Genomic DNA, 12,546 nt, shown 5'->3' on the forward strand with positions numbered 1-12,546 from the left:
CCCTCCCATGCTGAGCACCTGGCCTTGCCGGACGGGTGACGAATTTGCCCTGTGCTTCGATTCAGGGCGCGATTACCGGATCCTCGTCAGCCCTGCCCTGTTCGATGAAAGCAACAAGCTGCGGCATTTCACGGCCCAGCTGATGCGCGCGCTCGATGCGGCAGGGCTCGACGCCTTCCTGCCCGACCTTCCCGGCCAGAACGAAAGCCTCGCCGGTTTGTCGCAGCAAACGCTTGCCGGCTGGGCGGATGAAATGGCCGCCGCGGCACAGCATTTTCAGGCCACACATATCCTTACGATCCGTGCGGGAGCGGCACTTGCGCCCGACTTGCCTGGTTGGGACTACGCCCCCCTGCCCCCTGCAAAACAGCTCAAGTCCATGCTCCGTGGGCGGACACTTGCCGCGCGGGAGGCGGGCCGCGAGGAGACGAGCGCCGCGCTGCTCGAACGCGGACGGACCGAGGGACTGGAGCTGGCCGGATACGCACTCGGGCCGCAGATGATCGCCGGACTGGCGGACGCGGACAATATGCCGCCGTCGCGCAGGCGCACCATCGAGAAGGCGGAATTGCCGGGCGCGGGCCTTTGGCTGCGGGCCGAGCCGGACCACGATGCGGACCAGGTCAGTGCGATGGCGGCGCTGATAGTGGCGGAAGCCCAACAATGACCCGGCGGCACGTCGCATTCGAAGTGCTGGGCGATGGCTGCGCCGGCACACTTGACGAGGCGACCGGCAAGACCGGCTTGCTCATCGTCAGCGGCGGCAACGAGACCCGCGCGGGTGCTTTCGGCGGCCAGGCGCGGCTCGCAGCCCGCATAGCTGCCGCGGGCTACCCCGTGTTCCGTTTCGACCGGCGCGGTGTCGGAGACAGCGAAGGGGCCAACCGCTCATACCGCGATAGCGGCGAGGATATCGCGGCCGCATTGGCCACATTCCGCCGCGAAGTCCCCGCGATGAAGCGCGTGGTGGCATTCGGCAATTGCGACGGGGCGAGCGCCATCGTGCTCCACCGGAATGTCACCTTCGATGCGCAAGTTCTTGCCAATCCTTGGGTTTTCGAAAATTCGGCGTCCACCGACACGGCGCCGGCCGAGGTCCGCGAACGCTACGCCTCGCGACTGAAGGATCCGCGCCAGTGGCTGCGCTTGCTGCGCGGCGAAGTTTCGCTGGCGAAGCTCTTGCGCGGGCTCAGGCAGGCCGCCGCGTCCCAACCTGCCAACCCGCTGGCCGCCGGTATCGCTGGACTTTCCGGGCCGACCCGCATCTTGATTGCCAGGCGCGATCGCACCGGACGCGCGTTCCTGGAAAGCTGGGATAGGTCCGATCCCCGCCTGCATGTCCACGAAACTGCCGACCACGGCTTCTCAGGCGGCGCACTCAAGTGGCTGGAAGTGCAGTTATTCTCTGCGCTCGAAGAAACTGACAAGCTCTACATGGGTTGACCAGCGGAACTGCCCGACAGGGCGGATTTCCCGCAACTCATACCCCCCTTCGACCAGCACTTTTGCGTCCTTTGCCCAGCTTTGCGGATTGCAGCTGACGTAGACGATGCGCGGCACTGCCGAGGCGGCAAGTTGCCCCACCTGCTCCTTCGCCCCGGCGCGAGGCGGGTCGAGAACTACGCCGTCGAAAGGTGCCAACTCGCCCGCGCGCAGCGGATTGCGGAACAGGTCGCGGTGGTGCGCTTCCACCCCCGCCTGCCGACGTCGTGACGCCAGAAGGCAGGCAAGACTGCTATCGCGCGAGGCTTCGTAAGCGTCGATCTTCGCACCGTCTCTCAAGGCGAAGGCAAAGGTGCCGAGCCCCGAAAAAAGGTCGGCAATTCGCGCGCAATCGCCCAGCCACTCCCTCGCAGCGCCCACCAGGGCCGCCTCGCCGTCCGCCGTGGCTTGCAGGAAGGCTCCCGCAGGAAAACCCACCGAGATACCGCCAAGGTCAATCGAGACCGGCTCCGGCTCCCAGATGGCCTCGGTGCCGTAACCTTGGTCGATGGTGAGGCGCGTAAGCCCTTCGCCTTGGGCAAAGTCGAGCAACGCCTGGGTTTGATCGAGCCCCTCGAATGTCAGCTTGCGGATATCGCAGGCAACGCCTTGCTCGGCGCAGGCAAGGTCGATGTCGCAGGCATATTTGCCCGGCCAGTGCGACAGCAGCTGCCGCAGCGGCTCGACCAGCGTGAACAGTTCCGGCGCCAGCACATGGCATTCCTTCAGGTCCACCACCTGGTGCGAGCGGGCCTCGCGAAACCCGATGACAGGCCGCCCGCCGCCGTTGATCGCATGCAAGGTCGCCCGGCGGCGTGACTTCGGCGGGGACAGGTAGGCCGGCGTCACGATGTCGGTCGGCAAGCCCTGGCCTTCGGCGGCGTTGGCAACGCGGGAACGCACGAATTCGGCGAGGATGTCCTCGTCCATACGCTGCAGCTGGCAACCGCCGCAGCGTTCGAAATGGCGGCACGGCGGATCGACGTGGTGCGGGCCACGTTCCAGCGACCCGTCGGGCAGCAGCGCGTCGCCGGTGACCCCGCCGGCCACATGAGTACCGCCGGCGGTGACACCGTCGCCGCGCGCAGCAATGCGGATGATTTGTTCAGCTTCGGACATGGTTCGGGGTCAGCGCTCTGCGGGAGCCGCGCCGATCCGGTCCAGCGCGGCGGGGAAGCGAAAGCGGTCGTTCTGCACCCGCACTTCGAGCATGTCGCCGGATACCAAGTTCGTCGCCTCGAATGCGCCGTCCGCCGCGGCGAGCCCCGTGCGGTCCGCTTTCACCAAAAAGCGGCGCAGACCGCCGTCGGGATGCCTGACCACGAGCATCTCTTCCCCATCCACACGAGCGCGTTCCACGGAGCAATCGCGCGCAAACTCCTCCGCCCCGCCGACCGCGCAATCGACCAGCGAAGCGGGATCGGGCGGCGGGTCGCCGGCGCTGCACGCGGCAAGCGCCGGTACCGCCAGCACGAAAGCGCAGCGCGTCATTCCGTCTCCAGCGCCAGCAAGACGCGCCCGGCAATGTCGGCGATCATCGCGGCGAAGCGGGCCTGGCCCGCCTCTGTCGAGATCAGGTCGTTGCGGATTTCGATCGCGCAGTAGGGCCTGCCATGCGCCTCGGCATGGCGGTTCATCGTCGCGTTCAGTTCCTTGCCGGAATAAGGCTCGTTATCGCCCACGTTCAGGTTCTGCTCGCTGAACAGGCGGATGGCATGTCGCGCGGCGCGATCGTCCTGGTTGTAGAGCAGCCCGATTTCCACTTCGCGCTGCTCGCCTGCGCTTTCCAGCTTCGGCGTGAAGCTGTGTAGCGAAATGATCAGCGCCGGATTGGTCGCGTCCAGCCACTTGGCAAGCGCATCGTGATAGGGTGCATGATAAGTGCGAATGCGGCGGTCGAAGTCCGCGCCGATATTGCCGGGGATCAGGTGGCCGTCGCTAGTGGTCGGCACAGCGGCCGGATTGTCCGGCTCGCGGTGGAGGTCGCATACGAGCCGGCTGACGCAGGCGATGTGCGCCGGAATGCCGTGACGACGGGCTAGCCGGTCGGCGACGCCTTCCACCCCGATGTCCACGGCGATGTGGTTGTCGAGCAGGCTGGGGTCGACGCCCAGTTCGACCTCGTCGGGCACGAAGTTGGAGGCGTGGTCCGCCACCAGCACGATCCGGGCGGGCGCCACATCACCCACCTGGCGGTAAGGCTGGCCGTCGATCATCGCAAACATCCTCTCATCTGCCACCATTCGGGCCGGTCGGCGGCAATCTTCGCCGCGTGTTCGGCGCAGGCGGCCTCGTCTTCGTAGAGCGCATAACAGGTCGCGCCCGATCCCGACATCCTGACGAGAGAGGTAGGCCAATCGCGGAGCAGTTCCAGCACTTTCCCGATTTGCGGCGCGATCGACAGGGCCGGTGCCTCCAGGTCGTTGCGGCCGGCGCGGGCGATGTCGGCGGCTGATCCTTCGGGCATGGAACCGCGATCCTGCCCGTCCCATGCGGCGAACACCGGGCCGGTGGGCATCCTCGTGCCATCGTTGAGGAGCAGCACCGGCGTCCCGGCAAGGTCGTTCTCGATCGGCGACAGCTCTTCCCCGATGCCGCGCCCGGCGCATGTGACGCTGTCGACGCATGCGGGCACATCCGCACCAAGCCGCGCGGCGCGCTTCCGCCAGTCGTCCGGCAGGCCCTGCATCTCGCGGATGATGCGGAAGACCGCCCCCGCGTCAGCCGAACCGCCGCCCAAGCCAGCTGCGACGGGCAGGTTCTTTTCGAGCGTCACGTCGAGTCCGCCGTCATGGGGCAGGACGGACAGCGCCCTGGCGACGAGATTGTCGAAAGGATCGTCGATACCCTTGGCGAAGGGGCCGAGCGTGGTCACGCGGTCCGCCGCCGCACGTTGCGCCGTCAGCACGTCACCCGCATCGACGAAGGCGAACAGGGTCTCAAGCTCGTGATACCCGTCCTCCCGCCGCCGCCGCACATGCAGCGCGAGATTGATCTTGGCGTAAGCGGTTTCGCGCATTGCGTCCTCCCCGGTGGGGGAGAGCTTACATGTTCGGATAGTTGGGCCCGCCGCCGCCTTCGGGCGTGGTCCATTCGATGTTCTGGTTCGGGTCCTTGATGTCGCAGGTCTTGCAGTGGACGCAGTTCTGGCTGTTGATCTGGAACTTCATCGCGCCCGTGTCCTCGTCCTCCAGCCATTCGTAGACACCCGCAGGGCAATAGCGCTGCGACGGGCCGGCATAGACCGCAAGCTCGCTGTCGTGCTGCAGTTGCAGGTCTTTCACCTTCAGGTGGTTGGGCTGGTCCTCGGCATGGTTGGTGAAGCTGAAGGCGACATTGGTCAGCCGGTCGAAGGTGAGCTTGCCGTCGGGCTTGGGATAGTCGATCGGCGTGTGCAGGTCAGCGCGCTGCAATTCCTCGTAATCGCGGTGATGCTTCATGCTGAGGGGCAGGCCGATCTTGAGCGTGCGCATCCACATGTCCGCACCGGCAAGCACCGTGCCCACGTCGCCGCCGTACTTGGCGACCAGCGGCTGCGCGTTCTGCACTTTCTTGAGCTCGGTCGCGATCCAGCTATCGCGCACGGCCGCGTCGTAATCCATGAGCTCGGTCTTCTCCGAGCCGGCGGAGATGGCCGCGGCAATGCTTTCGGCGGCCAGCATCCCGCTCTTCATCGCGGTGTGGCTGCCCTTGATGCGCGGCACGTTGACGAAGCCTGCGGCGCAGCCGACCAGCGCGCCGCCCGGGAATGCCAGCTTCGGCACGCTCTGCCAGCCGCCTTCATTGATGGCGCGCGCGCCGTAGGCCACGCGGGTGCCGCCTTCGAGATATTCGCGGATTGCCGGATGTTCCTTCCAGCGCTGGAATTCCTGGTACGGACGGACGTAGGGGTTCTTGTAATCGAGCGCCGTCACGAAGCCGAGCGCGACCTGGCCGTTGGCCTGATGGTAGAGGAAGCCCCCGCCCCAGGTGTCGCTTTCCGACAGGGGCCAGCCCTGCGTGTGGATCACGCGGCCGGGAACGTGCTTCTCGGGATCGATGTCCCACAGTTCCTTGATGCCGATGCCATAGACCTGCGGCTGGCAATCCGCCTCCAGGTCGAAGCGTTCCTTCATCTTCTTGGTAAGGTTGCCGCGTGCACCCTCTGCGAACAGCGTGTATTTCGCATGGATTTCCATGCCCGGCTGGTAATCCGGCTTGTGCGAGCCATCGGCAGCGACGCCCATGTCCTGCGTGATCACGCCCGACACCGCGCCATTCTCGTCAAACATGACTTCGGACGCCGGGAAGCCGGGGAAGACCATCACGCCCAGCGCCTCTGCCTGTTCGCCCAGCCAGCGGGTCAGGTTGCCGAGGCTGCCGGTGTAGCAGCCCTTGTTGGACAGGAACGGCGGCATGATCAGGTGCGGCAGCGCCATCTTCTTGTTTGCGCCCAGAATCCAGTGCCAGTTGTCCGTGACGGGCGTTTCCGCCATCGGGCAATCCATGTCGCGCCATTCCGGGAAGAGCTCGTCCAGCGCCTTGGGATCGACGACCGCACCCGACAGGATATGCGCCCCGATTTCGGAGCCTTTCTCGAGGACCACGACCTCGAGTTCCTCGTTCAGCTGCTTGAGTCGGATGCTCGCGGCCAGTCCGGCGACCCCGCCGCCGACAATCACCACATCGCAGGGCATCGATTCACGTTCGGTCATGGTCCACTTTCTGTTCGCTTTGCCGTCGCACAGCACTTGATTGCTGCGGCGCGGCAGGTCAAGACCTTGGCCCGTGCCGACGACCCCTGCCAGCCCAGCGGAAACCCGCGAATCCGCACTGCGTGCCATTGAGGCGGCGCAGGCCTGGTGGCGCGAGGCCGGGGTCGATTGCGACTTCGTGGACGAGCCGGTCGACTGGCTGGCGCAGCCGGAGCCGGCTGCGCAACTTCCCCATGCCGTAACGGCGCCGAAACCGGTGGCCGATGCGCCGCCTCCCACAGTTGCGATCGGCGGAAACAGGGAAGCCTGGCCGCAAAGCCTGCTGGCTTTCGACAGCTGGTGGCTAGCCGAGCCCAGCCTTGCGATGGGATCGGAAATTTCCCGCCCTCCCCCGCGCGGACCGGAAAATGCGCCACTGATGATCCTCGTCCCGCAGCCGGAGGCGGAGGATCGCGACGTGCTGATGTCCGGCCTGCAAGGCGCGATGCTGGCCAACATGGTCCGCGCCATGGGCTTCGCGGCGGACGAGGTTCGGCTCGGAAGCGTGCTGCCCCGCCACACGCCGGGCGCTGACTGGGCGCGGCTCGCGGAGGCCGGGCTCGGCACACTGGCGCTGCATCATGTCGCCCTTGCGAAACCCAAGCGCCTGCTCGTCCTCGGGCGGAGCATCCTGCCGCTGCTCGGCGCAGATCCGGAACAGGCTGCCGCGCTCGACTCTATCCGCGCCGGCGACATCGCGGTAGACGCGCTGGCAGGGCGAGAGCCCGCAACATTGCTGGCCATGGCCCCGGCGCGCCGGGCGTTGTGGCACCGCTGGCTCGAACGGAGTACCGATGCCTAGGAAATTCTCGCTGCTTCCCTTCCTTGCAAGCCTCGCCCTCCCCGCTGCCGCTTCGGCGCAAGACAATTCGGCCCAATATTTCAGCACCCAGCAACCCGCCGCCGCCGTGCCGGTGGTGCTGGCCGCAGACGAACGCAGCCGCGCACGGGAGGCGTTTGCGGCCTTGCGGGCAAGGGACTGGGCACGAGTGGAAAGCTTGCTGGCGCAGGGCGTCGGGGTGCTGGATCCGGTCATCCGCGCAGAGCTTTACCTGCATCCGGAATCCCCGCGCGTCGGACTGGACCAGATTGCTAACTGGATGCCGCAGGGCCGGCGGCTGCCTTATGCGGAAAGGCTCAACGCGCTGGCAGTCTCCCGCGGTTCGCAGGAGGGCTTCATCCTGCCGCGCGAGCGGCGGCTGGAGCCGCGCGGATATGCGCCGAAGCGTATCCTGCCGCGCGGGACCGGTGACGGCACGATCTCTTCGGAGATGAGCAACGCCGTCCTCGACCGTATCAAGAACGACGATCCGGACGGGGCGCGGCTGCTTCTCGACGGAATCGACGCGACGCTGTCCACCGATGCGCGCGCGGAATGGCGCCAGCGCGTGGCGTGGAGCTACTATATCGAGAACATGGATGCGCAGGCGCTGGCCATGGCGCAGTCGGTGTACGACGGAACGGGACCGTGGGTCGCGGAAGGTGCGTGGGTCGGCGGGCTGGCCGCGTGGCGGCTGGGCGACTGCCTGACTGCGGGCTCCAATTTCGAGGAATCGGCGCGGCGCGCGACCAATCCCGAACTTCAGGCAGCTGCCTATTACTGGGCGCACCGCGCGACGATCCGCTGCCGCCGCCCCGGACGTGCCGCCGAACTGCTTCGCGGCGCGGCGGTGCTCGACAATACGCTGTACGGCATGCTGGCACTGGAGCAGCTTGGCCAGGCGCAGCCCGACCGCTTCGGGCGGACCGACTTCAACGGCGAAGACTGGCGCGAAATCGGCGGGCTGCCCGAGGTGCAGATGGCCATCGCCCTGTCCGAAATCGGCGAAGAGGACCTTGCCGGCGAAGTGTTGCGGCACCTTTCCGGCGTCGTCGACGGCGATAATTTCAACGCCATCTCGCGCCTAGCCCGCGGCCTCGGCCTGCCGGGCACGCAGCTGTGGCTCGCCCACCGCGCCCCGCGCGGTTCCGATCCGGAGCCTGCAGCGCAGTTCCCGGTGGCCCGATGGCAGCCGGTAGGCGGCTGGAGAGTCGATCCCGCCCTCGCCTATGCCCATGCCTTGCAGGAATCGAATTTCCAGCGCGGCGTCGTCAGCGGTGCGGGCGCGACCGGCCTGATGCAGATCATGCCGATCGCCGCGCGCGAATACGGGCCCTCGCTCGGCATGAACAACCCCGACCTGCGCAATGCCAGCGTCAACCTTGCCTTCGGCCAGCGCGCGCTCGAGGTGCTGAGCGAAAGCCGGGGCACGCAGGGCAAGCTGCCAAAGATCATGGCCGCCTATAACGCCGGGCTGACGCCGGTCACCCGCTGGGAAGGCGAGGTCCGCGACCAGGACGACGCGCTGCTCTACATGGAATCCATCCCCTATTGGGAAACGCGCGGCTATGTCGCCATCGTCACGCGCAATTACTGGATGTACGAGCGGCAGGCGAATGCGCCCTCGCCCTCGCGCCGGGCTCTTTCTGAGAACAAGTGGCCGATGTTCCCGCGGGTGCAGCGATAGAAAGCGGCTGACAGACCCGTTTGTTCTATCTATGTTCCGCTCATGGCAGCGGGACCGGATGACAGGATTCGCGGGCGCGGGGCGCAGTCTTCCGCGGTCCCCCAACGTTTCGGCCTGGCCGAGCGCCTGGTCGACGACGACTGGCGCGATGCGATGGAGGCGCTCGACGGCCCGCCCGCCAAGCTGCGGACCACGGTGATCGAGGAACGCCCCAAGACGATCGTCACTTTCAACCAGTCGCCTGATGTTCCCTTCGACCGGTCGATCAACGCCTATCGCGGCTGCGAGCATGGCTGCGTCTATTGCTTTGCGCGGCCGACCCACGCCTATCACGACCTCTCGCCCGGCCTCGATTTCGAGACGAGGCTCTTTGCCAAGGCAAATGCCGCCGAATTGCTGCGTTCGACACTGTCGAAACGCGGCTACCGGCCGGCCCCCATCGCAATGGGCACGAATACGGACCCCTACCAGCCCATCGAGCGGCGCTATCGCATCACGCGCAATGTCCTCGCGCTGTGTTTGGAGACCCGGCATCCGGTGACGATCACGACCAAGTCGGACCGCGTGCTGGACGATCTCGACCTCCTTGCCGACCTGGCGCGACGCGAGCTGGTGGCGGTGTCCCTCTCCGTCACCACCTTCGATCCGCGGCTGTCGGGCTTGCTGGAGCCCCGCGCCGCCTCCCCGGCCAAGCGGCTTGCCGCCATCCGCCGCCTGTCTGAGGCAAGTGTCCCGGTGCATTGCAGCGTCTCGCCGATAATCCCGGCGGTGACCGACGAATTCATGGAAGATATCGTCGCCCGTGCGGCAGGGGCCGGCGCGCGGTCCGCCGGATGGATACCGCTGAGGCTTCCGCACGAGGTCGCGCCCCTGTTCCGCGAGTGGCTCGATGTCCATTTCCCGGACCGCAAGGACAAGGTGATGAACATCGTGCGCGACATGCGCGGCGGGCGTGACAACGATCCCGGTTTCTTCACACGCTTCAGGCCGAAAGGCGTGTGGGCGGACCTCTTCCGCCGCCGCTTCGCGCTCGCCCTGAAGCGCGCGGGCCTCGACAAGCCGAAGTTCGCGCTCGACACGACCAGTTTCCGCAAACCCGGGCCCGAAGGCCAGTTGTCCCTCATCTGATGGTCGACGATCAATCCCTTGTTAAGGGGTGGCATTGTCGACTGCGTTTTGTCAGAACGACATGCGGACGCGGATTGGCAAGCCGCTTTCGAGCCAACAGGGGGATAAAGAATGAAATACCTAGCCACCGCTCTTTGTGCAGGCGCCATGATGATGGCCGCTCCCGCCGGGGCGCAGGAATTCCGCGAGAGCACCATTGTGAAGTTCCTTGACGCGGAGTCGGCAATGAAGCCCGTAATGGACGAAATCGGCGCGACCTATACCGACATGGATGGCGACACCGGCGGGAAACGGATCGTCTTCAGCAACGGTCTCATCACCTATGCTGAGTTCCGCGTTTGCAGCAACGGTAACTCGAACTGCGAAGGCATGCGCCTGCTTGCCAGCTATGGGGCGCCGGAGGGAGTCTCGCGCACCGAGCTTATGCGCCGCGCGAACGAGTTCAACAGCCTCTACAACACTGCCAAGGCCGTGGTACGTGACGATGGATCGGTCTATTACACGCGATACCTGATCAGCGACGGCGGCATCTCGATGGAGAATTACCGCGTCGGTCTCAGCGTGTTCCAGAACATGCGCGAACCGTTCGAAACCATCGTCCTCGAAGGCGGCTCGACCGAATAGGTTAAATGCGGGCGGCGGTCAGGCGAAGCCCTTGCCGCCGCCCGCTTTTGCAAAGCGGATAAGCCTGCTGTCCGCAACGGCTGCCGTGCGATTTACCACGGCCCGACGATAATCCTCGTCCGTCAACATTTCGAAGAATGCCGCGGCGTCGGGATATTCGGCAATGAAGCCTGCATCCCAAGCCTCTTCCTGCGGCCCCGTCAGGGTCACTTGCGGCTTTCCGCGCCATACGATCGTGCCGCCGACCCGTTCGAATATCGGGCCGCTGGCCTTGCCATATTCGCGATAGGCTTCCTCCCCGCTCCACCCCTTCGCCGCATGGGGATGATCGTCAGGATAAGCCGCCTTCTCGCGATAACGGATCAGGTTGAGCATCTGGATCGGCTCGTCGCGCGGCAGCGACTTGAAAAGCTCGAACGCCTCCCGCGTCGGATCGATGTGCTGCGCCATGGTCAGCTTCCCAGCGTATAGTCGGCAAACCGGGCGCGCAGGTCCTTCTTGCTGATCTTGCCGGTGGCGGTGTGCGGGATGTCGTCCACGAACTCCACCGCGTCGGGGAGCCACCACTTCGCGACCTTGTCGGCAAGGAAGGCGGTCACTTCCTCGCCCGTGCAATCAGCCCCGTCCTTCTTTACGACGAACAGCACGGGTCGCTCGTCCCATTTGGGATGCGGCATGCCGATGGCCGCTGCTTCGGCGACTGCCGGATGGCCGACCGCGGCGTTCTCCAATTCGACCGAGCTGATCCACTCGCCGCCGGACTTGATCACGTCCTTGGTCCGGTCGGTCAATTGCAAGGTCCCATCCGGGTGGAGGATGCCGACGTCGCCGGTATCGAACCAGCCATCGGCATCGACCGCGTCTTCGTCCGCCTCGAAATAGCGCTTGATCACCCATGGCCCGCGGATTTGCAGCGCGCCGCTCGTCTTGCCGTCACGCGGCAGTTCGGTGCTCATGTCGTCGAGGTCGACAGTGCGTAATTCCACGCCGAAGACCGGCCGGCCTTGCATAGCGGTCTTGCCGACCTTTTCCTCGAACGACAGCTGGTCCCAATCGGCAGTTGGCCCGCCGACTGTGCCGATGGGGCTGGTTTCGGTCATCCCCCAGGCGTGCTGGACGCGGGTGCCGTTCTTCATCAGCCGCTCGATCATGAACTTCGGCGCGGCGGATCCGCCGATGGTGGCGGCCTTTAGCTTGGGAAGCTCGGTGCCGGTGGCATCGCAATACTGGAAATGCGCAAGCCATACCGTCGGCACACCCGCACTGTCGGTCACGCCTTCGCGCTTCATCAGTTCGTCCAGCACCGCCGGCTCGTTCACGGCGGAGAACACGAACTTGATGCCTGCCATCGCGCCGGCATATGGCAGCCCCCAGCTGGCCGCATGGAACATCGGCACGACCGGCAGCATGACCGAGCTTGCGCTGAAATTGAACGCGGCAGGCTGCAGGCCGGCCATCGCGTGCAGGACGGTGGAACGGTGCTCGTAAAGGACGCCCTTCGGATTGCCGGTGGTGCCGCTGGTGTAGCACAGCATGCACGGATCGCGCTCGTCACCCTCGACCCAGTCGAAATCTTCGCCATAGGGCGCGATCCAGTCCTCGAACGCCGGACTGTGTTCGCCGGAATCGTAGCAGACGTAATGCTCGATCGTGGTCCAGCGCTCGCGCATCTTGTCGACGATCGGCTGGAACATCGCATCGTACAGCAGGACGCGGTCTTCGGCGTGGTTGGCGATATACTCCAATTGGTCCTCGAACAGGCGCGGGTTCACCGTGTGGAGCACGCCGCCCATCCCGGCGACGCCGTACCAGCTGACGAGATGACGCGAATGGTTCATCGCCAGGCTCGCGACCCGGTCGCCTTCTTTCACGCCGAGCGCCTGCAGCGCCTGGGCCATCTTCTTGGCATCCCGCCTGATCCCGGCCCAGTCGGTGCGCGTCTCGCTGCCATCGGCCCAGCGCGTCACGATCTCGCGCGATCCGGCCTCCCGGGCCGCATGATCGATCACCCGCGTCACCCGCATCGTCCAGTCCTGCATCGCACCCTGCATTCGTCTCTCCTCAAATCCGGT

The 12,546-nt window shown here is 65.8% G+C and carries 13 protein-coding genes; 6 read left to right on the forward strand and 7 right to left on the reverse strand.

Annotation, left to right across the window (positions count from 1 at the left end; all coding sequences use genetic code 11):
- The first annotated feature begins 7 nt into the window (after positions 1-7).
- Together VCJ71_RS03735 and VCJ71_RS03740 are read left to right on the forward strand one after the other, a co-directional pair.
- Positions 8-667 carry a hypothetical protein gene (locus VCJ71_RS03735; protein ID WP_324639201.1) on the forward strand — a complete coding sequence of 220 codons (660 nt, stop codon included), beginning with the start codon at positions 8-10 and terminating at the stop codon, positions 665-667.
- Positions 664-1,443, forward strand: coding sequence for a hydrolase 1, exosortase A system-associated (locus VCJ71_RS03740; protein WP_324639202.1), 780 nt, complete (start codon positions 664-666; stop codon positions 1,441-1,443). The genes VCJ71_RS03735 and VCJ71_RS03740 overlap by 4 nt, the downstream gene beginning before the upstream one ends.
- Here VCJ71_RS03740 and VCJ71_RS03745 read toward each other — a convergent pair.
- Genes VCJ71_RS03745 through VCJ71_RS03765 form a run of 5 tightly spaced genes read right to left on the reverse strand, consistent with a single transcriptional unit; the run spans position 1,399 to position 6,176 of the window.
- The gene (locus VCJ71_RS03745; RefSeq protein ID WP_324639204.1) at positions 1,399-2,601 is read right to left on the reverse strand and encodes a class I SAM-dependent RNA methyltransferase; all 1,203 of its coding nucleotides are present in this window, start codon (positions 2,599-2,601) and stop codon (positions 1,399-1,401) included. The two genes, VCJ71_RS03740 and VCJ71_RS03745, sit on opposite strands and share 45 nt — an antisense overlap.
- Before the next feature lie 9 nt (positions 2,602-2,610).
- Complete coding sequence (locus tag VCJ71_RS03750; protein WP_324639205.1) at positions 2,611-2,973, reverse strand: hypothetical protein; 363 nt, start codon at positions 2,971-2,973, stop codon at positions 2,611-2,613.
- Positions 2,970-3,698 carry an N-formylglutamate amidohydrolase gene (locus VCJ71_RS03755; protein WP_324639207.1) on the reverse strand — a complete coding sequence of 243 codons (729 nt, stop codon included), beginning with the start codon at positions 3,696-3,698 and terminating at the stop codon, positions 2,970-2,972. The genes VCJ71_RS03750 and VCJ71_RS03755 overlap by 4 nt, the downstream gene beginning before the upstream one ends.
- The gene (locus VCJ71_RS03760) at positions 3,695-4,501 is read right to left on the reverse strand and encodes a 4-(cytidine 5'-diphospho)-2-C-methyl-D-erythritol kinase (RefSeq protein ID WP_324639208.1); all 807 of its coding nucleotides are present in this window, start codon (positions 4,499-4,501) and stop codon (positions 3,695-3,697) included. The genes VCJ71_RS03755 and VCJ71_RS03760 overlap by 4 nt, the downstream gene beginning before the upstream one ends.
- 25 nt (positions 4,502-4,526) lie before the next feature.
- Positions 4,527-6,176 carry an electron transfer flavoprotein-ubiquinone oxidoreductase gene (locus tag VCJ71_RS03765; protein WP_324639210.1) on the reverse strand — a complete coding sequence of 550 codons (1,650 nt, stop codon included), beginning with the start codon at positions 6,174-6,176 and terminating at the stop codon, positions 4,527-4,529.
- A gap of 73 nt (positions 6,177-6,249) precedes the next feature.
- Between VCJ71_RS03765 and VCJ71_RS03770 the strand changes: the two genes are divergently transcribed.
- The 4 genes from VCJ71_RS03770 (at position 6,250) to VCJ71_RS03785 (ending at position 10,474) form a co-directional block, all read left to right on the forward strand.
- Entirely contained in the window at positions 6,250-7,017 is a 768-nt protein-coding gene (locus tag VCJ71_RS03770; RefSeq protein ID WP_324639212.1) for a hypothetical protein, read from the forward strand.
- On the forward strand, positions 7,010-8,722 hold the full coding sequence (locus tag VCJ71_RS03775) for a transglycosylase SLT domain-containing protein (protein ID WP_324639213.1): 1,713 nt from the start codon (positions 7,010-7,012) through the stop codon (positions 8,720-8,722). Before VCJ71_RS03770 ends, VCJ71_RS03775 begins: the two co-directional genes overlap by 8 nt.
- Positions 8,723-8,764: 42 nt before the next feature.
- Entirely contained in the window at positions 8,765-9,850 is a 1,086-nt protein-coding gene (locus VCJ71_RS03780) for a PA0069 family radical SAM protein (protein WP_324639215.1), read from the forward strand.
- Positions 9,851-9,961: 111 nt separating this feature from the next.
- A complete protein-coding gene (locus tag VCJ71_RS03785) occupies positions 9,962-10,474 on the forward strand; it encodes a YbjN domain-containing protein (RefSeq protein WP_324639217.1) in 513 nt (170 codons plus the stop codon).
- Positions 10,475-10,492: 18 nt separating this feature from the next.
- Here the strand turns inward: VCJ71_RS03785 and VCJ71_RS03790 are convergent, their stop codons facing one another.
- Together VCJ71_RS03790 and VCJ71_RS03795 are read right to left on the reverse strand one after the other, a co-directional pair.
- On the reverse strand, positions 10,493-10,924 hold the full coding sequence (locus VCJ71_RS03790) for a DUF1330 domain-containing protein (protein ID WP_324639219.1): 432 nt from the start codon (positions 10,922-10,924) through the stop codon (positions 10,493-10,495).
- Between the two features lie 2 nt (positions 10,925-10,926).
- Entirely contained in the window at positions 10,927-12,525 is a 1,599-nt protein-coding gene (locus VCJ71_RS03795; protein ID WP_324639221.1) for a long-chain fatty acid--CoA ligase, read from the reverse strand.
- Positions 12,526-12,546: the final 21 nt, after the last annotated feature.

The sequence above is a fragment of the Pseudoblastomonas aquimaris genome (assembly GCF_035481675.1).
Taxonomy (GTDB): domain Bacteria; phylum Pseudomonadota; class Alphaproteobacteria; order Sphingomonadales; family Sphingomonadaceae; genus Alteriqipengyuania_B.